This window comes from Streptomyces sp. CAI-85, from assembly GCF_013363615.1.
In the GTDB taxonomy this organism is placed as follows: Bacteria; Actinomycetota; Actinomycetes; order Streptomycetales; family Streptomycetaceae; genus Streptomyces; species Streptomyces antibioticus_B.
In genome coordinates, this window is the sequence record NZ_JAANNX010000038.1 from 1 (window position 1) to 21,580 (window position 21,580).

The 21,580-nt window shown below is 69.1% G+C and carries 19 protein-coding genes and 1 tRNA gene; 13 read left to right on the forward strand and 7 right to left on the reverse strand.

Going from position 1 to position 21,580, the window contains the following annotated elements; translation table 11 throughout:
- The 11 genes from G6W55_RS27720 to G6W55_RS27775 all read left to right on the forward strand — a co-directional run.
- Window positions 1-1,142: helicase-related protein (locus G6W55_RS27720; protein ID WP_303049944.1), on the forward strand; the 1,142-nt coding region annotated here is incomplete at its 5' end.
- A gap of 148 nt (window positions 1,143-1,290) precedes the next feature.
- On the forward strand, window positions 1,291-2,829 hold the full coding sequence (locus G6W55_RS27725) for an amino acid permease (RefSeq protein WP_175523530.1): 1,539 nt from the start codon (window positions 1,291-1,293) through the stop codon (window positions 2,827-2,829).
- 100 nt (window positions 2,830-2,929) lie between these two features.
- A tRNA-Lys gene (locus G6W55_RS27730) sits at window positions 2,930-3,002 on the forward strand.
- A 1,304-nt stretch (window positions 3,003-4,306) separates the two neighbouring features.
- On the forward strand, window positions 4,307-4,909 hold the full coding sequence (locus G6W55_RS27735) for a hypothetical protein (protein ID WP_175523531.1): 603 nt from the start codon (window positions 4,307-4,309) through the stop codon (window positions 4,907-4,909).
- A 230-nt stretch (window positions 4,910-5,139) separates the two neighbouring features.
- On the forward strand, window positions 5,140-5,349 hold the full coding sequence (locus tag G6W55_RS27740; protein WP_175523532.1) for a hypothetical protein: 210 nt from the start codon (window positions 5,140-5,142) through the stop codon (window positions 5,347-5,349).
- 5 nt (window positions 5,350-5,354) lie between these two features.
- Entirely contained in the window at window positions 5,355-5,891 is a 537-nt protein-coding gene (locus G6W55_RS27745) for a DUF6879 family protein (protein WP_175523533.1), read from the forward strand.
- A complete protein-coding gene (locus G6W55_RS27750; protein WP_175523534.1) occupies window positions 5,888-6,730 on the forward strand; it encodes a helix-turn-helix transcriptional regulator in 843 nt (280 codons plus the stop codon). The genes G6W55_RS27745 and G6W55_RS27750 overlap by 4 nt, the downstream gene beginning before the upstream one ends.
- Window positions 6,731-7,208: 478 nt before the next feature.
- Window positions 7,209-7,625, forward strand: a complete 417-nt coding sequence (locus G6W55_RS27755; protein WP_175523535.1) for a hypothetical protein — start codon at window positions 7,209-7,211, stop codon at window positions 7,623-7,625.
- A 513-nt stretch (window positions 7,626-8,138) separates the two neighbouring features.
- Window positions 8,139-8,375, forward strand: coding sequence for a hypothetical protein (locus G6W55_RS27760; RefSeq protein WP_217687454.1), 237 nt, complete (start codon window positions 8,139-8,141; stop codon window positions 8,373-8,375).
- The gene (locus G6W55_RS27765) at window positions 8,362-9,585 is read left to right on the forward strand and encodes a glycosyltransferase (RefSeq protein ID WP_309243831.1); all 1,224 of its coding nucleotides are present in this window, start codon (window positions 8,362-8,364) and stop codon (window positions 9,583-9,585) included. The genes G6W55_RS27760 and G6W55_RS27765 overlap by 14 nt, the downstream gene beginning before the upstream one ends.
- An 86-nt stretch (window positions 9,586-9,671) precedes the next feature.
- Window positions 9,672-10,070: an ASCH domain-containing protein gene (locus tag G6W55_RS27775; protein WP_175523537.1), complete on the forward strand. Its 399-nt coding sequence runs from the start codon at window positions 9,672-9,674 to the stop codon at window positions 10,068-10,070.
- A 16-nt stretch (window positions 10,071-10,086) separates the two neighbouring features.
- Here G6W55_RS27775 and ribA read toward each other — a convergent pair whose 3' ends face one another.
- Both ribA and G6W55_RS27785 read right to left on the reverse strand, forming a co-directional pair.
- Complete coding sequence (gene ribA, locus G6W55_RS27780) at window positions 10,087-10,737, reverse strand: GTP cyclohydrolase II (protein ID WP_175523538.1); 651 nt, start codon at window positions 10,735-10,737, stop codon at window positions 10,087-10,089.
- 119 nt (window positions 10,738-10,856) lie between these two features.
- Entirely contained in the window at window positions 10,857-11,381 is a 525-nt protein-coding gene (locus tag G6W55_RS27785; protein WP_175523539.1) for a MarR family winged helix-turn-helix transcriptional regulator, read from the reverse strand.
- Between the two features lie 83 nt (window positions 11,382-11,464).
- Between G6W55_RS27785 and G6W55_RS27790 the strand changes: the two genes are divergently transcribed.
- Window positions 11,465-12,592 (forward strand): dihydrofolate reductase family protein, encoded by a 1,128-nt coding sequence (locus G6W55_RS27790; protein WP_175523540.1) that lies wholly within the window; start codon window positions 11,465-11,467, stop codon window positions 12,590-12,592.
- A gap of 695 nt (window positions 12,593-13,287) precedes the next feature.
- On the opposite strand, the gene G6W55_RS27795 is transcribed toward G6W55_RS27790, so the two are convergent.
- Window positions 13,288-13,884 carry a TetR/AcrR family transcriptional regulator gene (locus G6W55_RS27795; protein ID WP_175523541.1) on the reverse strand — a complete coding sequence of 199 codons (597 nt, stop codon included), beginning with the start codon at window positions 13,882-13,884 and terminating at the stop codon, window positions 13,288-13,290.
- Between the two features lie 54 nt (window positions 13,885-13,938).
- Here G6W55_RS27795 and G6W55_RS27800 point away from each other — a divergent pair, with 54 nt between their 5' ends.
- Window positions 13,939-14,826, forward strand: a complete 888-nt coding sequence (locus G6W55_RS27800) for an NAD(P)H-binding protein (RefSeq protein WP_217687455.1) — start codon at window positions 13,939-13,941, stop codon at window positions 14,824-14,826.
- Window positions 14,827-14,877: 51 nt separating this feature from the next.
- Here the strand turns inward: G6W55_RS27800 and G6W55_RS27805 are convergent, their stop codons facing one another.
- From G6W55_RS27805 to G6W55_RS27820, 4 genes are read right to left on the reverse strand one after another with little or no spacing between them, the layout of a single operon-like run.
- The gene (locus tag G6W55_RS27805; RefSeq protein WP_175523542.1) at window positions 14,878-17,409 is read right to left on the reverse strand and encodes a TniQ family protein; all 2,532 of its coding nucleotides are present in this window, start codon (window positions 17,407-17,409) and stop codon (window positions 14,878-14,880) included.
- Complete coding sequence (locus G6W55_RS27810) at window positions 17,406-18,533, reverse strand: AAA family ATPase (protein ID WP_175523543.1); 1,128 nt, start codon at window positions 18,531-18,533, stop codon at window positions 17,406-17,408. Before G6W55_RS27810 ends, G6W55_RS27805 begins: the two co-directional genes overlap by 4 nt.
- On the reverse strand, window positions 18,530-20,665 hold the full coding sequence (locus G6W55_RS27815) for a DDE-type integrase/transposase/recombinase (protein WP_175523544.1): 2,136 nt from the start codon (window positions 20,663-20,665) through the stop codon (window positions 18,530-18,532). Before G6W55_RS27815 ends, G6W55_RS27810 begins: the two co-directional genes overlap by 4 nt.
- Entirely contained in the window at window positions 20,662-21,393 is a 732-nt protein-coding gene (locus G6W55_RS27820; RefSeq protein WP_309243832.1) for a TnsA-like heteromeric transposase endonuclease subunit, read from the reverse strand. Before G6W55_RS27820 ends, G6W55_RS27815 begins: the two co-directional genes overlap by 4 nt.
- Window positions 21,394-21,580 lie beyond the last annotated feature (187 nt).

Below are 21,580 nucleotides of genomic sequence, written 5' to 3' on the forward strand. Positions count from 1 at the left end.
CCGCCCGCGGTATCCACGTCGACGGCATCGACCTGGTCCTGAACGTGGACCCGGCGGGTGACCACAAGGACTACCTGCACCGCGCGGGCCGCACGGCGCGTGCCGGCCGCACGGGCACGGTCGTCTCCCTGTCGCTGCCGCACCAGCGCCGTCAGATCTTCCGTCTGATGGAGGACGCGGGCGTCGACGCCGGGCGTCACATCATCCAGGGCGGCGCGGCCTTCGACCCGGAGGTCGCCGAGATCACCGGCGCCCGGTCGATGACCGAGGTCCAGGCCGAGTCCGCGGGCAACGCGGCGCAGCAGGCCGAGCGTGAGGTCTCCCAGCTCACCAAGGAGCTGGAGCGCGCGCAGCGCCGTGCGTCCGAGCTGCGCGAGGAGGCGGACCGTCTGGTCGCCCGCGTCGCCCGTGAGCGCGGCGAGGACCCGGAGGCCGCGGTCGCCGAGGCGCAGGAGCAGGCCGAGGCCGAGGTCAAGGCGGCCGTCGAGGTCTCCGTGCCGGAGCAGCCGGCCGCGCGGGACGTCGACCGGACCGTGCGCGAGGACCGCGCCCCGTCCACGTCGTCGTACGAGCGCCGTGAGCGCCGTGACGACCGCGGTGGCCGTTCCTTCGAGCGCCGGGACGACAACCGGGGCGGGTTCAACCGTGACCGCGACGACCGTGGCGGTCGCTCTTTCGAGCGTCGTGACGACAACCGTGGTGGTTTCGGTCGGGACCGTGACGACCGTGGTGGCCGTTCCTTCAACCGTGACCGCGACGACCGCGGTGGCCGTTCTTTCGAGCGTCGTGACGACAACCGCGGTGGTTTCGGTCGGGACCGTGACGACCGTGGTGGCCGTTCCTTCAACCGTGACCGCGACGACCGTGGCGGTCGCTCCTTCGAGCGTCGTGACGACAACCGCGGCGGCGGCCGTTCCTTCGAGCGCCGGGACGACAACCGGGGCGGTTTCCGCCGCGACGAGCGCACCGGCCACCGGGGCAGCGACCGTCCGTTCAACCGCGAGCGCCGCGACGACCGTCCGGGCTTCCGCTCCGGCGGCCACGACCGCCCGTACGGCCGTCGTGACGACCACCGCGGTGGCACCGGCTCCTCCTCCTTCGGGCGCCGTGACGACAAGCCGCGCTGGAAGCGCAACGGCTGATCCCACGGCCGGCACCGGGTGCCGGCACTGATCCGACGCCGTGGCCCCCACCGAATCTCCGGTGGGGGCCACGGCGTTTCCGCGTCCGCCCACGCGTGGGTCGTACACACGCGTGTGTCGCGCCCGCACCGTGGGAATTGCTGGGTGCATGACAGATGACACCACCGGAAGCGGGCTCTCGGACGAAGAGCGGCTGGCCCAGCTCGGCTACACCCAGGTCCTCGCCCGGCGCATGTCGGCCTTCTCCAACTACGCGGTCTCCTTCACGATCATCTCGGTCCTGTCCGGCTGTCTGACGCTGTACCTGTTCGGCATGAACACCGGCGGCCCCGCGGTGATCATGTGGGGCTGGGTCGCCGTCGGCCTGATGACCCTGTTCGTCGGCCTCTCCATGGCCGAGATCTGTTCGGCCTACCCGACCTCCGCGGGCCTGTACTTCTGGGCCCACCGTCTCGCGCCGCCCCGCTCGGCCGCCGCCTGGGCCTGGTTCACGGGCTGGTTCAACGTGCTCGGCCAGGTGGCGGTGACCGCCGGCATCGACTTCGGGGCCGCGTCCTTCCTCGGCGCCTACCTGAACCTCCAGTTCGACTTCACCGTCACCCCGGGCCGCACGATCCTGCTGTTCGCGGCGATCCTGCTGCTGCACGGGCTGCTGAACACCTTCGGCGTGCGGATCGTCGCCCTGCTCAACAGCGTGAGCGTGTGGTGGCACGTGCTGGGCGTCGGCGTCATCGTCGGCGCGCTCGCCTTCGTCCCCGACCGGCACCAGTCCGCGTCCTTCGTCTTCGGCGAGTTCGTCAACAACACGGGCTGGGGCAGCGGGATCTACGTCGTCCTGCTGGGCCTGCTGATGGCCCAGTACACCTTCACCGGCTACGACGCCTCCGCCCATATGACGGAGGAGACCCACGACGCGTCGACGGCGGGCCCCAAGGGCATCGTGCGGTCGATCTGGACCTCGTGGATCGCCGGGTTCGTCCTGCTCCTCGGCTTCACCTTCGCCATCCAGTCCTACCAGGGCGCCCTGGACTCCCCGACCGGCGCGCCGCCCGCCCAGATCCTGCTGGACGCGCTGGGCGTGACCGCGGGCAAGCTGCTCCTCCTGGTGGTGATCGGGGCCCAGTTGTTCTGCGGCATGGCGTCCGTGACCGCCAACAGCCGCATGATCTACGCCTTCTCGCGGGACGGCGCCCTGCCCTGGTCGCACCTCTGGCACACCGTCAGCCCGCGCACCCGTACCCCCGTCGCGGCCGTCTGGCTGGCGGCCGGCGGCGCGCTGGTCCTCGGCCTGCCCTACCTGATCAATGTGACCGCGTACGCGGCCGTCACCTCCATCGCCGTGATCGGCCTCTACATCGCCTACGTCGTCCCGACGCTGCTGCGGCTGCGCAAGGGGGAGGAGTTCGAGCGCGGGCCGTGGCACCTCGGCCGCTGGTCCCGCACGATCGGCGTGGTGTCGGTGGTGTGGGTGGCGGTGATCACGGTGCTGTTCATGCTGCCCCAGGTCTCCCCGGTGACCTGGGAGACCTTCAACTACGCCCCGGTCGCCGTCCTCGTCGTCCTGGGCTTCGCCGGGCTGTGGTGGGTGCTGTCGGCCCGCGAGTGGTTCCTCGACCCGTCCCACGAACGGACCATCGCCCGGGAGTCGGCACGCGCCGCGACCGTGCCGGAACCGGCGGATCCGTGACCGTTCCTCACCATGTGGCGTACCGCGGCGCGGCCGTGTCCCCGATACCCGATCGGAGAGACGGCCACGTCCGGCTATGCTCGGGGAGGCAACTTCGCCTGGGCCCTTAGCTCAATTGGCAGAGCAGTGGACTTTTAATCCATTGGTTGTGGGTTCGAGTCCCACAGGGCCTACGGTGCGGGTGGCGGGGATATCCCCTCTGACCTGCTGTGCAGCGTCCGGGTCGGCTTCGGTCGGCTCGGACGCTGACTCGTTTTCGGCGCTGTGCGTGTGCGATGCGTGAGCGGATGTGCCCGTGGCGGCGGTCTGATCGATGAGGGTGGTGCCGAAGGACGTGGGCGGCGGCAGAACGTCTTCCTGAAGTAGTCCCCCATGGCCCGCGTTATTCTCGCGCCAATGAAGCCACGACTCCCCTTCCATCCCGAAGACGGCCGCCCTCGTTACGTAGGGCCAGCTACTGTCGTCTTCCCTGACGGCAGGGAGGTCTCCGTCACCGCGTCTCTCGTGCTGCGCCTGGACCCCTCGATGGTGGAGAACTTCAGCTATGACCGGCACAGCACGTGGGCGGGGAGCATCACGCTCCTGCACGACGAAGATGGTGTCGACCTGTTCGAGGCGGCACCTGGATGCCTCCGTATGCCCGACGGCCGCGAGAGTGCGTTCATGGCCACTGGAGGCAGCTCCGGTGAGAGTGGCTGCTCAGGGCTGGGACCTGCTCCCTTCCATTCGCCCTGACTACGCAGGAAGTCGTCGCCCCTCCATCGAGTCAGCGGCGAGGGTGTTGTCAGTGCCGACGGATAGCGTCGCAGCATGACTCGCACATCAGAAGATCCGCGTGCGCTCCCCCAACTCGGCTGGTGCGCCGAGTGCATCCGAGAGGGGACATGGATGCGCGCCGCCACGCTCTGGCAGGGCACAGCGCTCTGCGCACAGCACACCGTGTACAACGCTGGCGTTGGCGACGTGGACATCCCCGAGGACCTCGCCCCCAACGGAAGAGCGTCAGCGGTGTTGGATCTCCTGCGCCGCTCGATGCATCAGCCTGGCGGCGTGGCGGGGTTCTGACCGGCAGTCTCTGCAACCAAAGGTGCCCCGCTCCTCACCGTGTCAGCGGCGACGAGCGGGGCGACGGCGGCTCTAGCCTCTCCCGCTCTCGGAGAGCAGCACAGTGACGAGAGCGCCAAGGACGGCAGCGGCGAGTGTGGCGTTCGTTTGGTAGAGCACCATCACGTGATCGATATGCATCGGGCGTTCCTCAATTGCGAGTGATGTCGCCCGGCCCAAAACCAGCGGCTACTGCGACAACCCGGCCCTGAACCAGCGATCGACGCTCCGCCCAGTCTGACAGCACCCGAACTCCGCGCCGTAGCACCGTTCGAGTGAACCGTGCTCTGCAGGGCGCGAGGCCAATACCGAGCACAGTCGGCCGCGTCAAGCTGGTCAGACGATAGTCCAGCCTGCGGATACCCTCCCGCGCATGAGCACTGACGGCTTCCCCTGGGAAGACATCGGCACCGTCTCCACTGCTGCGCTCGGCGCGATCGCCACAGTCGGCGCCTGGCTGGCCGCTCGCCGGTCTGCGGCCACGGCCGAGACGCTGACTCGCATGGAACGGGACCGGCGGCACGAGGAGCGGCGGCCGCAACTGGAACTGAGCATGGAGAGCCGTTTCCAAGACCACTCGATCCTCAACGTGCACTTGGCTGGCCCTGACGAGTTGGGGGTCGTCGAGTTCGTGAGTATTCGTGTCGAAGATGACGACAAGGACCGCAGCAACCTGACGCCCGGCGGAGCCACCGCGGAGGACATCTCCAACCACGTCTGGGGGCCATTCAGGTTCACGCCCCGTGCAGACAATGCCGACGAGCACGGTCGCGCCCTCGGCTCGTTCGCTCTACGTGTGGGCAGGGGCCGCCCGTTCCAGATGGAGCGAACCCGGCCCGGTCTTTGGATGGAGGGCAAGACGATAGAGACCTGGCAGGACGAGTACCGCGGTCACCCCATTCGTTTAGTCATCACCTGCCGTGTTGGGGACGAGGAGTGGGTACTCGCCCGGCGACTCCCTAACGAGCCCTACTAGTAGCTGGCCCGGACCGCAAGCAAATCCACCAATTTGCCCGAGCATGACCGGTCCCGCCGCACCCGCGGTGCCGGGGCATGTTCATTCCCCACCGATCCGAGGTACTGCGGGGGATCCTCACATTTGCGCCAAGCTGCGGATTGCGCGCAATCTCGCGCAATTGTCCAGCGCGGTTCGGCTATCCGCAGCATTCTGGGAGCCCAACCGCAGCAAGACTGAGGAGGCAGGCAATGGCCCGACGGCTCCGCATGCTCGGTACGACCAGCGAGGAAGGCAAGTGCCCCACGCTGTATGAGGACATCGACACGGGCGACATCATCGTGCAGGGCTACACCGTCGCCGACCCCGACGACGTCGCCCAGCTTCAGAACGTCCTCGACGGTGAATCGTTCGTCGTCGTGCCCCGTGATCTGCTCACCCGGTTCGCCCCCAAGGAGTAGACGACGTGCCCGAGTTCATCGACGACTCGACGTTCGGCACCTACTTCGAGACGTTCGAGCACACCGCGTGGAGACTGGAGACCCGACGCGGCTACGCCTCCGACCGGGAAGGTCCCAACTGGGCACGCTGGCAGGCTGGCGAGGACGTCAGCCACGACGCACCCCGCGCATGGAGCGAGAACGTGCGACGGCAGACCGCAGCCGGGAAGAGGTTCGAGCGCATCCGCATCGTCGACGACCCGCCTACCGAGGGGCAGCGATTCCTCTTGGCGCGTGCCACGAACAATGAGGCGTCGGGCGAGGACATCCGGCACCTGTGGCGTGCTGACGCCGAACGCCTCCGACTGCCCGCGGTCGACTTCTGGCTCTTCGACGACCGGCGCGCCCTGATTCTCCACTTCGATGACGCAGATGAGTACCTCGGCGCCGAACTCGTCGAAGACCCCGCGAAGATAACGGAGTTCTGCCGAATCCGAGACGACTCCTGGCCTCGAGCGATCCGGCGCAGGGACCTCGCGGGGCAGGTAGCTTCGACGGCGTGAGCACTGACTTCCAACAGGCCCGTGAAGCCCTCGGTGCGCGGCTGCGAGAGCTGCGTACCGAGGCAGGGCTGAACGGAAAGGACTTCGCCGCCCGGATCGGCTGGCAGCGGTCCAAGGTCTCACGGCTGGAGAACGGCAAACAGACCGCCACGGCAGCCGACGTCGAGGCATGGGCGCGGGCGGCCGGCGTCTCGGAGACCGCCACCGAGCTGAAAGGCCGCGTGCGCGGTCTGGAAACCACGCACCGAAGCTGGAAGCGCCAACTCTCGGCCGGCCACCGTGCCGTACAGGAGAATCACGGCGTTCAGGAGGCTCAGGCCAAAGTCATCCATCTCTTCGAGTCCGGGATCATTCCCGGCGTGTTCCAGACGCCCGAGTATGCCCGTGGTGTGCTCACGGACGTTGCTGACCGCCTCGGTACCCCACGGGACATCGAGGAAGGCGTACGGGCTCGTATGCGTCGCCAGGAGGCTCTGTACCAGCCTGGCCACCGCTTCCACGCCCTGTTGTGGGAAGGCGCCTTGCACGTCGTCCGGTGCGCTCCAACGGCCATGGCCGCGCAACTCGACCGCCTCAGTTCCATGATCGGCCTCGACACCGTGACGCTCGGCATCATCCCGTTCGGTGTCCGTACGCCGTTCTCGCCGAAGCACGGCTTTTGGATCATTGACGACCGGCTGGTCGTCGCCGACACGTGGAACGCGGAACTGTGGCTGGACACGACCGACGATGTCGCGGTCTATCGGAAGACGTGGGAACTCCTGAGTGCGTCGGCCGTCTTCGATCACAAGGCGCACCGCCTGATCATGCGCGCACGAGCCTCCCTCGACATCACGTGAGCAACCTGCCCCAACGCCGGTAGGCACACGCGCAATCGTGAGCAACCGGCGCCCAGCCGTGCAATCACCTTGCCTACCTTGCCCGACATGACCACACGGACACCTGTACCGAGCCCTCAGAACGTTCCGTGGTCGCCTCAGGAAAAGGAGGCGTACCGCGACTTGGTGATGCACGTCAGCCGTACGGAGACGAGCCCGCCGTGCCCCGGTTGCAACAGCGCGGAACGCACCTGTGAGACCGGCAGACGGCTACGCCAAGCCCTGCGGGACGCCACCCGAGCCCGCAGGGGCGCTGGTCTGTGACCGGGTCGGAGCGCGCGTACCTTCCGTCGCTCGGACGGCACCGCATCGAGCAGTTGCACGGCATGACCTGCGCACTGTGCGGGCAACCAACGCCCCCTGAGGATGCTGGAAGTCCGGCCTGCGCAGCCTCCCGTCTCGCAGTCGCCCCGCCTGCCGACGCCGCCGGAGGTGCCCCATGACCGCGCCCTTGCTGCCCGTGCCGTACATCGCAGCGTGGTCCGCTGAGCAGACCACCCAACGGCGCATCATGTGCCGGACCGACGGCATCGCGTACGTCGATGAACAGCCCGACGACCGCGACCAGCACGGAGTTCTGTGGAACGGCCGCGCCCGAGCCCGCGGAGCGGGCCGCCCACGGTTCGGCGAAGTGCACCCGGGCAGACAACGCGAGGCCATGGCGCATCTGCTGTGCCAGGTGTGCGGTGCATCCGCCGACCGCGACGACCGCGGGACCCTGTGGCTGTTGGAGGACAGCAGAGCTGATTGGTCCGGCTGGCCCGATGGGCTGATGACCACGCATCCCCCGGTATGCCTGGCGTGCGTCCGGTCACTGCACGGCTGCACGTTCGTCGACCTCGACGACGCCCGGTAGTCCAGTCCGCCTCACGCCGACGGGGGCGGGCAGCAGATCACGAAGCGGTCCTGCATGGGTCTGGCCTCCTTGATCAGAAAGGGTTCGGATCAAGGAGGCGTCTGATCGTGCGAGCATCGGGTGGCGCCGTCGTCGTGTCGGTGGCGAGGTGGTCACGGGTCACATGAGTGGTCACGGACGCGCTGTAGAGGGCCGACACAGGCCGGTACATGGTGTGAGGCTCTAGCCTGCTGAACTGCGCGGGAAGCAAGGGGCCGTCATCCGGCACCATTCGGCGGTACGTCTGTACCTGAACTTCCCATCCACTGGTTGTGGGTTCCAGTCCCACAGGACCTACTTGCGCGGATGGGGAAAACCCCTTCTGACCTGCGATGCGGCGTCCGGTTCGGCTTCGGTCGAGTTGGGCGCCGCGGCGTTTTCCGGGCTGGGTGTCAGCGGGTGCCGGGAGCGGTGACCGGGCCTCTGCCGCACGGAAGCGGGCAGAACGGTACATAGGTTTGTACGGTGCATCAGGTGAGCGTCAGGTTCGAACCCACTCGTACGGTGTCCGCGCGCCGCAGGGTCGCCCTGTTCCTGCTCGGTGCCCTGGTCTGGATCGCTGCGGGGGCCCTCGCGGTCGTCCTTCTCGGGCACAGTTACATCCTGCGCCGTCTGCTGATCGCCGTCGTCGTCTCGTGGGCCGTGTTCGGGGTGGCGCTGCTCTGCGGCCGGGCGATGCGGCTCAAGGAGGAGCGCCGTGAGCTTCCTTGACGTCCTGCTCGCGTTCCTCGCCTTCTACCCCGTGGTGACGGGCGCCGCGTGGATGGTGGGCGGTGTCCTCTTCCGGGTCCTGGAGGAACGGCGGGCCGTCGTCGTCCCGGACGGCGGCTGGCCCGGCGTGACCGTCCTGGTCCCGGCCTACAACGAGGAGCCGGTGATCGGCCACTGTGTCGAGGCGCTCAGGAAGGTGGACTACCCCCACCTGGAGATCCTGATCCTCAACGACGGTTCCGGCGACGGCACGGTGGCCGCCGCGCGCGCCGCGGCCGGTGACGATCCCCGGGTCACCGTGCTCGACGACGGCGTGAACATGGGCAAGGCCGACCGTCTGAACGACGGCTTCCGCCGGGCGCGGCACGGCCTCGTCCTGGTCACCGACGCCGACACCCATCTGCACCCCGACGCGGTGCGTTACCTCGCCGCCCGGATCAGCCGCTCGCCCCGGTACGCGGCCGTCGCGGGCAGCCCGCGCGTCACCAACCGGCGCGAGGTCATCACGGCCATGCAGATGCTGGAATCGGCGTCGCTCATCGGCCTGATGCGCCGTACGCACGCGCTGGCCGGCAAGGTCGGGACCGTGGCCGGGGTCCTCGGACTGTTCCGGCGCGACGCCGTCCTCGGCGTCGGCGGCTACGACCCCAGGATGGCCACCGAGGACATCGAACTGACCTGGCGGCTCCTCGAAGCCGGCCATCTCACCGCCTTCGAACCGCACGCCCTGGTCGGCATGCAGGTACCGCAGTCCGTCCGCGGCATCTGGGCCCAGCGCACCCGCTGGGCGCGCGGCCAGGGCGAGGTGCTGCGCACCCACGCCCGCACGGTCGTCCGCCCGCGCCAGTTCACCCTGTGGCCCGTCGCGGCGGAGGCGCTGCTCTCCTACGTCTGGGTGGTCACGATGCTGGTCGCCACCGTGTGGGGTGTCGTCCACTGGATCGGCCACCCCGGCGACACCAAGTTCCGCTGGATGATCGCGTGGGGCGTCGGCATCGCCGTCGTCGCGGTGCTCCAGATCGGCATCGCCGTCGCCGTCGAACTCCGCCTGGACCCCAGACTTCCGTACGCCTGCCTGCTCCTGCCGGTCTACCCCCTGGCCTACTGGACCATCAACGCCCTGGCCGCGATCACCGCCCAGACGAGCGGGCTGCTGCGGGGGCCGCGGAAGAAGCGCGTGGTGTGGGATCTGCCGCGCAGCTCGACGTGAACCTGGACGTGAACCTGGTGGATACGCGTCACCTAGGGTGGGTCCTTTGTTCCCCCGACCCGAACACGCCAGTGAGGTGAGACCCGATGTGGCCCCGAGTCGACGGTATGCGTGCGCTGGAGCTGGGCAGTCCGGGCGAGATGCGCGGCCGGCTGAACGCGCTGGTCCTGTCCGGCCGTAAACGCGCCACCACCGGGCTGCTCGCGGAGTACACGGAGGAGGGCGAGCAACTGGAGCACGTCGGTGAGCGCCTCGCGCTCCTGGACACCGAGGGGCGTTCCGTCGCCACCCTCGAGATCACCGGGGTGGAGCGGACCACCTTCGGCGAGGTGACGTGGGAGCACGCGGCGGCCGAGGGGGAAGGGGACGCGGACCTCGCGGAGTGGCGGGCGGGGCACAGCCGGTTCTGGGCCGCCGAGGGCACACCGGTCGAGGACGGCACCCCGCTGGTCTGCCTCACGTTCCGGCTGGTGCCGGGGAACTGAGGGGGGCAGCCCGCTGTCAGCCCGCCGTCAGGTCGGTGAGTTCCGGCAAGGGCAGCGTGTGCTGGGTCTGGAGGACCTTCGCGCGGAGATAGCGGACGTTGTGCGGGGTGGTGAAGACACCGGTCGGGACGCGCTCGTCGACCGCGATGCCGAGGTCGCGCAACTGGCCCGCCTTGTCGGGGTTGTTCGACAGCAGGTCGAGGCGGGTGATGCCGAGGGCGCGGAGCATCTGGGCGGCGGCCGTGTAGTCGCGGTCGTCCTCCGGCAGGCCGAGGGCGGCGTTCGCCTCGTAGGTGTCGAGGCCCTGGTCCTGGAGGGCGTACGCGTCGAGCTTGTTGTAGAGGCCGATGCCGCGGCCCTCCTGGCGGAGGTAGAGCAGGACGCCGCCGGTGCCCGCTATGCGCTCGACGGCCTCGCGGAGCTGGGGTCCGCAGTCGCAGCGGGCGGAACCGAAGACGTCACCGGTCAGGCACTCGGAGTGCAGCCGGACCAGCGGGACCCCGCCCGACTCACCCAGGTCCGGCTCGCCGAGGACCACGGCGATGTGCTCCCGGCCGTCGGCCAGACCGTGGAAGGTGACCAGCTCGGCGTCGACGGAGTAGCCGTCCGGGAAGCGGAGCGGTACCCGGACGCGGGCGCGCTGGGTGGCGGCGGGGGTGTCGGGCATACGGGTCTCCCGGGTCCGGTGGGCCATCGAGCGCCGTTCTGCTTCAGATTTGAAGCAGATCGACGAAACGTGACCCTACCCCATGCTTTAAAGTTGAAGCAACTGGTTCCGGGGGTGCCTCAGGCGGTGCCCGAGCAGGGCGACGAGCGTCTGCGCCACGGCAGTTCCTCCGGCGGACCGGCGTCCCCGTCGCTCTCCTGGAGCCCGCGCGCGACCTGCGTGAAGATCTCCTCCAGTTGCCCCACCTGCTCCGGGGTGAGCCGGTCGAAGAGGGTGGCGCGGACCGTCTCGACATGGCCGGGCGCCGCGTTCTCCAGGACCGACATGCCCTCGTCCGTCAGGACCGCGACACTGCCGCGCTTGTCCCAGGGGCAGTCCTCGCGCCGCAGCAGCCCGTCCTTCTCCAGCCGGGTCACCGCGTACGTCAGCCTGCTGCGGGTGATCTTCAGCCGCTCCGCGAGATCGGTCATCCGCAGCCGCTGCTCCGCCGTCTCGGACAGGTGCGCCAGGATGGAGTAGTACAGGTGGGGCATGCCGGCCTCCTGCTGGAGCTGCCGGTCGATCGCGTCCTCCAGGAGGAGATAGCCGGCCATGTACGCGCGCCAGGCGCGCTGCTCCTCGGGCGTGAGCCAGCGGGTCGTCATGCCCCCAGTGTAGGTTTGTTTCAAACTTGAACCAAGATCCCCCGGCCCTTCACACCTTCCGTCGTCCCAGGAGAACCGCGCCGATGCCGTACCCGTACGTCCTGCTGTCCGCCGCCGTCTCCCTCGACGGCTTCCTGGACGACACCACCTCCGAGCGCCTGCTCCTGTCCGGCCCCGCCGACTTCGACCGGGTCGACGCCGTACGGGCCTCGGTCGACGCGATCCTGATCGGCGCCGGCACCATCCGCGCCGACAACCCCCGGCTGCTGGTGAACTCCCCCGACCGCCGCGCCGCCCGCCTCGCCGAGGGCCGGCCGGAGTACCCCCTCAAGGTCACCGTCAGCGGCTCCGGCGAACTGGACCCGGAGGCCCGCTTCTGGCACAGCGGCGGTGAGAAGGTCGTGTATACGACGGAGAAGGGCGCGGCCCGGGCCCGCGCGCTCGGCATCGCGGCGGACGTCGTCCCCCTCGGTGCCGAGCTGGACTGGCGGCGGCTCCTCACCCATCTGCACGACGAGCGCGGGGTGCGCCGGCTGATGGTCGAGGGCGGCGGCACCGTCCACAGCCAGCTCCTCCAGCAGGGCCTCGCCGACGAACTCCAGCTCGTCCTCGCCCCGCTGTTCGTGGGCGACGCGGACGCGCCCCGCCTCTTCGGCCCCGGCGCCTACCAGGGCGGACGCCTCCGGCTGACCGAGACCCGGCGGATCGAGGACGTCGTCCTCATGCGCTACGAGCCCACCGCACCCGGCACCGGTGACCTCCCCGCCGCGGCCGACCGGCACTGGCTCGCCCTCGCCTGCGAGCTGGCCGCGCAGTGCCCGCCGTCGGACACGGCGTTCAGCGTCGGCGCGGTGGTCGTGGCCGCCGACGGGACCGAGCTGGCCCGCGGCCACTCCCGCGAGGGCGGTGACCTCCAGGCACACGCCGAGGAGGCGGCCCTCGCCAAGCTCGACCGGGCCGACCCGCGGCTGGCCGGCGCCACCGTCTACAGCAGCCTCGAACCCTGCGCCGTCCGCGCCTCCCGGCCCACGCCGTGCGCCCGGCTCGTCCTGGACGCGGGGGTGCGCCGGGTCGTCACCGCCTGGCGGGAGCCGGACACCTTCGTCGAGAACGCGGACGGCAGCGGCCTGCTGACGGCCCACGGCGTCGACGTCGTCGTCCTCCCGGAATACGCGGAACGGGCCCAGAACCCCAACCGGCACCTGCTGTAGGTTCGGCGGCTTCGCGCCAGCCGTCGGTCGGGACGCGCCGCCCCGGCGTCCAGCCGCCGGCGCGCAAGGTCTCCTCGATCACGCCGGTCTTCCGCAGAGATGTGGCCGTCGCGTCGATCCATGCCTGATCCACCGGCACATCCTCGGGCCGGTCCGGCCGCGGGTCCACCGGTTTGAGCTGCATCTGCTGTCGCTGATCGGCCCACCTGACCTCGAATGCCGGTCTCGGTTCCTTGCAGGCCCCGGCGGGCAAGGAAGACGGCCGGTCGGGCATCCCTCGGCCCGGGCAGACACCTCCCCTGTAGGTTGAGCCGCTCCGTTAGCAGTGAGTCCTGCTGAGACTCCGGATTCCATGTTGTGTTAGCAGTGGGTAGGTCGGCTGATCTTTAGCAATCACGTGGCCCGCCCGGAGGGACCGTTGGACTGAGGCTCGCGTGCATGCGGACCAAGCCGGTCTTCTCGAGCGTCTCGCGCCAGCAGTCGATCGGGCTGCGCCGTCCCGGCCACCAGCCAGCGGCGCGCAGTCCTCGATCACGCCGGTTTCCCGTAGTGACGTCGCCGTCGGATTGACCCATGCCTGGTCTATCGGCACGTTCTCGGGCCAGCCTGGCCACCAGCATCCATGGGGCCTGACCGGGCCCGTGGCAACGCGTGTGCCGAGCCGCGGGGCCTTCTTCCACCGGGAGTGCCACCTGTCACCGCAGTTGGTTGAATGCCTGGTCGGCGTCGGCTACGGCTTCGGGGTGGACGTCGTGGGCGGCTCGACCGTCGGCGATCTTCTGCCAGTTGGTCCGGGCGAGCACCCGTTGGACCGCGAGTACCTGGGCGGCTCGCAGGCGTGCCTGGATGCCTTCGCCGAGGGCGTCCGCCAGTGCTTTCTCGTCTTCGAGCTGGTACTGCGTGAGCCGTCCCGCCAGGCTCGGTGTGGTGAACACCAGCCGATGGAACGCCACCACCTCGGGATGATCGTTGAGGCCGGTGACGGGGTCGTACCGATCGAGGCCGGCCCGGAAGTGCCGGTGCAGCGCCGTCACCGGCTTGATACCGGACCTGCGGTCACGTACGACGCGTGCCGCCTCTCCTTGGTGGTCCGCAAACCGGTGCAGCACCAGGTCTTCCTTGGTGGGGAAGTACCGGAAGAGGGTCGGCTTGGAGATCTCGGCCGCCGCGGCGATGTCGTTGACCGAGACGCGGTCGAAGCCGTGCTCCAGGAACAGTGAGACGGCCGCGTCGCCGATGGCGTCGCGCGTCCGCTCCTTCTTGCGGGCCCGCAGTCCCGTCGGCTCGCTCATCTGACCACCGTAACATTCATTACCGAGTTGCTTTTTTAACTGAGTAACGTTTTCATGGGCGGCGTGAATCAGACAGACATTCCTCCCGTGCTCGTAACCGGAGCGACGGGCCGGGTCGGCCGCGTCGTCATCGACCAACTCCTCGAAGCGGGCGTGCCGGTCCGCGCCCTCACCCATCGCGCCGAGATGGCGGCGACGCTGCCGTCGAAGGTCGAGGTCTTCACCGGCGACCTCACCGTGCCCGAGTCACTCGACCCGGCGTTGAAGGGCACCGGTGCGGTCTTCCTCGTCTGGACCGCCCCGCCTGAGACCGCCGAGGCAGTCGTTGAGCGGCTGGCAGTCCACGTGCGGCGGGTCGTCTTCCTCTCCTCCCCGCACCAGACGCCGCACCCCTTCTTCCAGCAGCCCAATCCCATGGCTGTGCTGCACGCCGACATCGAGCGGCTCATCGCGGCCACCGGACTCGAGTCGACGATCATCCGGCCGGGGATGTTCGCGTCGAACTCGCTGGCCTGGTGGGGACCCGCGATCCGGGCCGGCGAGGTCGTCCGGTGGCCTTACGGCGCTGCCGAGACGGCACCGGTCGACGACCGCGACGTCGCAGCTGTGGCGGCTCGGACGCTCTATCAGGACGGATACGTCGGAGCTGACTACGTGCTTACGGGCCCCGAGTCGCTGACCCAAGCCGCGCAGGTGGGCGTCATCGGTGACGCCCTGGGGCGCCGGATCGCATTCGAGGAGATGACGCCGGACGAGTTCCGAAGGCTGTCGGAGGGCACGGCGCCCAGCTCGGTCGTCGACATGCTGCTCGCCGCGTGGAGCGCTGCGGTCGGACAGCCCGCGTACGTCACCACTGCGGTGGCCGACATCCTTGGGACGGCGCCGCGAACGTTTTGCCAGTGGGCCGCCGACCACGCCACCGCGTTCACGGAGGGTTCGTAGCCGGGTTCGACGTCGAGGCGGACCGTGTCGTGATGCTGGTCGAGCCGCCGGTCAGGTGACGGAGGATTGCACTGCGTCCAAGAGGCTGAGCAGGTGCTCTGCTTCGTGGATGAGAGCGGTGCCCGCGGGAGTGGCTGCGAGGGGGCTGGTCCGTTTGATCAGCTGAACGCCTGCGGCCTTCTCCAGGGCATTCAGTTGGTGCGTGAGCGTCGCCGGTAGCGTTCCGAGGTTCCTGGCGGCCGCGCAGAGGTTCCGTTGGCCGGGCAGTCGGACCAGGCGTCTGAGGCGTTCGACGCAGTTGCGGACGTTGCTGACGGCCGCCATCGACTCGGACAGGGCCGGTGCGTCCGGCAGGAGCGCGAACGGGTTGCTGGTGGCGCTGTTCGGACGGATCTCGATGCCCCACTTCTTGGCCAGCAGGTTGAGGCGGTGCCTGTCGAGACCGAACTGTTCGGCGATGTCGGGGATGCTGAGGCGTCGGTGCAGGTAGGCCTGTTCGAGTTCCTCGCGAGTGATGCGAAGGCTGAGCGGTTCGGGGCGTGGTGTGGCGGGGATCCCGGCTTCTTCCAGGGCGTTTTGGACGGTTGAGAGGCTGCAGCCGGCACTGCGGGCGATCAGGCTCTGGTTGAGAGTTCCGCTGGAGTGAGTGGTGCGGAGGAAGCCCGGGTCGAGCAGCCCGCGTCGAGGCCGACGCCGACCAAGGCCGGGGGATGCGGGAGGGGGCGGCGGTTGGGTGGTGCCGGTGGTGTCGCAGTAGAGCCGGACGTGCTCTGCGGTCAGTCCGAGGGCGGCGGCCGTCTCCTCGGCCGGGGTCCGGTCGGCGATCAAGGTGTCGAAGTCGCTGTCGGCAATCTGTTCGGGGGTAGCCCCGGGCCAGTCGGTCCAGTCGCACCATTCGGTGGGGGGCTCCCAGAGCACGGGTTCGTCGATCCGGTGGGCAGCGAGGTTTGTGGCCGCCTGTTCCAGCAGGAAGGCGCGCATCAGCGGCGGGACCTGGTAGCGGAACTCGTCACGGGCGTGGATGTTCCTCGGAGGCAGGTCCGCGTGTGTGCCGAGGAGGAAACTCAGAAGCATCCACCTGAGCATGTGGATTCGCCCTGTTCCACCACGGGCCCAGCCCTGCTGGCGGCAGAGCTGCGTGTACTCGTCGAGGTTGAGCGTGATGCTCTCGGACGTGAACAAGTGGCGTCGTCTGCCGTAGTCGATCGGGGAGCCTTCATCGTCGAGGTGGCTGGCGAGCTGGGTGAGGCAGCTGGCGATGGCGGTCTCGTGCTCGGGCGAGGTGATCACGCGCCGAAAGGCCATCCGAATGATCAAACGGTTGGAGGGCTGGGCCCAAGGGTGGTGCTGTGACTTGGCGCCGGCGAGCAGCAGCTTGCTGCGGCAGCCTCGCCTGAAGCCGTCGACGGTTCGCGGGTCGATGGGGGTGTTGGGGAGAAGCCGGAGAGTCCAGGAAGGCCAGAGGGCTGTCGGGATCTTGTCCGCCCGTTTCCGGATGTCGGCATCTGTGAGGTCTGGCCTGCGGGGATGGGCCGCAGATCGGTAGCGAAGCCGCGTGTCCAGCGGCAGGTCCTGGTCCGCGTCGGCGATCACCCGGCTGACGATCTCGGGGCTGGCCCGTCCCCAGGAAAGGAGGCGCTGATCAATGGACAGATTGGCGGCAGAGACGTTCCGACGGTGGGCCTGGTCGGTTCGTATGAGCCACTCGAACACGGCCTTCCCGGTGGCCGTAGCGGTGTCCGAGGCCCAGATCGCGAGGGTGGTGCCGATCGCGAGCCGGCTGGCGTCGGCCAGGTCGTGCGGGCTGTCGGGCAGAAGTCCTCCGTTGCATTCGCGCAGTGCGAGCCCGACGGCCTCGGGCGCCGCCCAGGGGCTGAGCATCAGGCTGCGCAGGCATCGTCGGCTGAGGAAGTACAGGTGATGCAGAGCGGGAGACCCTGCCTGGACGAGCGCGTCCAGGTGCTGCTGGCCGGCGAGGGCTGTTCCCTCTGGTGGCAACGGTTGTGCCGGCGTCCGGGTGAGGTCGTGTCGGCAGGCCGTCCTGCGTGCGTCGCGCAGGACCAGGCGCATGCAGTGAGCGCCGCTGGCGCTGCGGCCGAGCTGTTGATTGGTGAACAGCTGTGGCCTGTCCCGGCAGCCAGGACAGTGGTCGACCAGCAGGCACTGGTGCTGTTGGCAGGCGAATGAGAACGGCAGCCGCCAAGCCAGGGGCCAGCGGCCCCCGTTGTCGGCCAGGCATCGGGGGCAGAAGCGGCTGTGGCGCCCGAGGTGACGCCAGACGGGGGCCGTCTCGTCCCCGTTCTGCGGGAGTTGCGGCAGCAGGTCGGATCGCGCGACGGACCGCAAAGTCATCCGGTCGAGTTCGGACGCGTCGGCGTCGGTCAGCCGCGCAAGCGCCTTCAGGTCCGCTTCCTCCAGGCGGAAGACCAAGTGCTTCGCCGCGATGCCGGGAAGGCCGAGGAACCGCAGAAGGCCAGTGGAGGACGTTCGCAGCCGGCGGGCGTAAGCCTCGATCCAGCTGTCCAGGGCCTCTCCGGGCAGCGGGGGCACAACGATCGGCAAGCGGTCGGTGGCCCAGGTCACGCCGACCGCCGCTTGCGGGCCGGGCCTCCCGGGCGGGCGCTGAGGAGACCGGCCTCGATCGCCGCTTCGAGTTCGCGCCGTGCTTCTTCGGCGGCGGCGTCGTTCTTCACCGTGTCGATCAGATCCTTGTCGAGCTTCTCCTCGCCCGAGCGGACGGCTCGCAGGCAGGACCTGTTGATCAGCGCCATCAGTGACGCGAAGTGCCCGGTCGTGCGGGCGAACAGGTAGTCGGCCAGGTCGGCGAGCATCCCCGGGTGCTTCTCGGCCAGGACGATCTTCTTCTCGATGGTCTTCAGGAGAACCCGCCACTCCTTGCGCCCCTGTTCGTCGTCGATCTGGAAAGGACGCAGGGTCAGTGCGGTGGTGCGGCGGCCGAACTGAGCGAGCAGGGCCTGCTGCGGCGACAGGCCCTCACGCAGGATCCCGCGGTCGGCGACGCCGACGCCGACGTAAAGCAGGGTGACGGGGAACACGTTCGACAGGAACTTCAGATGGTTGGCCATCCGCACCGCCGAGGACTTCCCCGGGGCCAGGAAGTGCACGTCATCGATGACGAAGACCGCGGTCCTCATGCTCAGGACCGCGTCGACCGCGCGCTCAGCGAGGGTGTCCGCGTCGCCGCTGGTCGGCAGGCCGTAAAACCGGCAGATCGACGCGTTCAGACCGCGGATCTGCGTGTTGCCGGTCAGGTTGACGTAGACGACCGGGACTCTCCTATGGCCCTCCGGCGTGGTCTGTCCATGCAGGCGAACCTGCTCGCGGTGGAAGTCCCGCGCGTATTCACGAATCGCCGTGCTCTTCCCGATGCCGGGGTATGCGTCGAGCAGGGCCGCGGGCTTGGCCTTGTCGCCGTCCTGCCGGTTCGAGTCCACGATCTCGGTGAGGGCTTCATGCAGGGCGATCATCTGCGGAGTCTTGATCGGGCCGAGGTTCGCATGCCAAACGGCCCGCAGGTCCTGGTAGCGCCTCAGCTCCAGCTCGGACAGTTCGCCCATCTGCCGGCGCGTCAGCCGGGGCGGCTGGACCCGTTCCGGCCCGAAGACCAGCTCGAGCCAGCCGGACAGGCGCGTCAACGCGTACTGACGATCATCTCCCTCGAACACCGTGCCGCTGATCGCGCTCACCGGCTCTCCCAGGTGTCGGCGTAGTAGTCGTCCTCGTCGATGAACTCGTCGGTCTCGCCCGGGAAGGCGGCCTCCAAGTCCTCGTCCTCGTCGTCGTCCCCGCCGAGGTCATCGGCGGCTTCGGCAGCAGCGGGGACCGTATCCAGGGCGGCGATCGATTTGAGCGTCGGAAGCCGCAGCGGATCCTCCGGGTCCTCGACCTCGTCCGAGCCGACCAGGCAAAGGCGGTCCTCCGACAGACGCACGGCCATCCGCCGCTCGGCCCGGTTCCCGGTCAGACCCACTCCCCAACGCTCCAAGAGCTCGACCAGGGCCCGCTTCGGATCAGGGAAGCGATGCGTCGTGAGCGCGAGTTTGCGCGCGTAGCGCATGGCCTCGCGACTCACCGGCCCGTCCAGCGCGGGAGCGTGCTCCCACTGGAGGGCGTGCCAGGAGTGGTCCGGCCGCTGGAAGTAGACCTGCCGGATGTTGTCCGGGTCCACGGAGACCGGCCACTTGCCCTCATGAACCCCGGTATAGGGGCTCTTGGCCTCCCGCAGCCCGTCCAACCCGCTGCCGTTGTAGCGCATCCCCTCCAGCTCCACCCCGTAGTGCTGGATGGTGCACCATGCCTGCTCAAGGAAATGCAGGGCGAAGTTGCGCCGTGCCGGGATCCGTAGGTTGCCCGCCCGGGCGACGCCGTGGTCGAACATGTCCAGCGGGCTCAGCTTCAGGCCCGGGACCTCCGGGATCACCAGACCTCTGTGGCGGCGCCGGTGGTAGGTCAGGCCGACCCACTCCCGGATGATCATCTCCAGCTCGTCGATAAAGAAGAACGCGAAGTCCTCCACCGACTGGCCGCGGCTGTGGACATCAGGGCCCTTGTAGCCCGGCAGAGCCGCCAGCAGCCCCTGGTTGAGGGTCTTGAACCAGCGCTCGATCGGCGCCTTGTCCGTCGGCGTCAGCGGCCGGGCCGGCTGCAGCGAGATCTCGAACCGGGCGCAGACGCTGTGGACGTGGTTGGAGAGGTAGATCTTCCCGTGGTCGTAGACCACCGTCTCGGCCGCGACCGACGGCAGCAGCGGCCTGCCCTCCGCGTCGACCAGCTTGTCCGCAGGGACGACCACCGTAGAGGGGACGCCAAGCCGGGGCAGGTTCCTTCCCGGCAACAGCTCTGGGCGCGTCCGCACCGTCTCGAAGAGCACCGCGGCGACGTCCACGGCCTTCGTCGACACCGGGGTGAGCCGCAGCCCGGTGATGCACCGGCTGTAGAGGTCCATCGCGACCGTCAGCTCGCACTGCACCCAGCGGCAGGTCACCGGCTCCATCGCGAACACGTCCAGCCGGGTGGTATCCAGCAGCACGTACTCACCCGGCCGGGTCGCCCGCAGGCGACCGTAGACGGTCTGCGGGCGGTTCGCGATCGACCGCTTCCCCTTGGTGCTGCCCGTGAACGCATTCGTCCCCGCGTCCAGCTCGCGCAGCACCTCGTAGCCGGTCGACTGGGCGGGTATCTTCACCGTGCCCCGGCCGTACTCGGCCGCGACACGCTCCTCGATCTCCAAGAGGATCAGCCCGCGGACCGGCCGACTGGCATTCGTGTAGCTGTCCAGGACCGTGCGGGCGCACTCCAGCCAGCGGTGATCCACCCTGTCCTGGGCGTTCCGTCGCAGCTTGCTCGTGCGGACCAGGCCCGCCGGACCGGACTTCTTCACCTGCGTGACCCACAGCCGGACGGTGCTCTCGCCGACCCCCAACTCGCGGGCTTTGGCCAGGTAGCGGTGCATCATCGGGACGCCCGGGGCGTACTCCGGCCGCGGCTCGCCCTCCTGAGCCAGCTCCTGCGAGCCCAGCCGGTAGCCGAAGAGGACCTCCTGGACGTGCTGGAAGCGCTGGGTGACCTCACCCTCCTCGGCCTGGTCGAGTAGCCCCAGGGCGACGGCCGTGGACTCCTCCTCGTCCGGCAGCTCGCCCAGCAGCTGGGTCGTCGGGTCCGCCAGCAGTCCGGCCACGTCGACCAGCCTCCACCGCACCCCGCCGGGCCCGGATTGCTGGAGCAGGACCTCGCGGCCTCGCACCTCGGACACCGTGAACGGCTCACCCTGGAAACTCAGGGCGAGTCCCGCCCGCAACGGAACCGTCCAGTTGCTCATGCCGCCCTCCGCAGCACCGAGTCACCGTCGAGCGGGCGGCTCAGGTCGACCGAGAGCCGCCCCGACCACACCAGCGCGAGGACGGCGGGCCGTACGTCCTCGACCGGCCGGCCAGCCGCCAGGCGCCGTTCGGCGACCGTGAGGGGATCCCCGTCCTGCACCACCTCCCAGGCCCGCGCGATGTCCTCGTCCGGCACAAGCCCGGCCCGCCGGTAGGCGGCCAGGAACCGCACGTTGGCCAGCAGCACCGGATCCGCCCCCGACCAGATCTCGTACTGCCAGCCGTGGCCCTCCACCAGGTCCCCGGGCCAGGCCAGAGCCTCCGCGATCTTCGGATCAAGAAGGCGGTCGGCCGGCTTCACGTTGACCACGCGCACGTTGCCGTCCCCCAGCACCAGCAGGAAGTCCGGCACGTGCAGCCGCCACCGCCCACCCACCCGCGCCCGCAGACGGCACGGCTGGGCAAAAATCCTGACCACCTGCGGGTCGAAGTCCGCCAGCAGCAGCCGAGCCAGCTCCAGACGGCTCTCATAGACCACCAGCCCACGCGTCGTCGCCGACGCGTACTCCCCGGGATGATGCTTGTGCCCCTTCGCCGACCTGACCCGCCGCCACGGCACGGACCCGTCGAAACTGCCCCGACGCAGCTGGCTGAACTCCACGCTGCGGACCGAGTCGTCCTCGTACCGGATCGAAGCCGTCGCAGACTCCTGACTGCCAGCCCTCACGCTTGTACGCTTGGTGACCATGAGCTGACCGTAGGAAGTCGCCCAGGACCAAGAGGCCGGATGACCGAGAAGTTCCCGGGACTGACCACCACCGACCACAGGTGCTGCTAACGCCACCCGGAAGGTTGCTAGCCGACTGCTAGAGATCGACCGACACTGCTAACGCAGACCCGGAACCTACATCCCC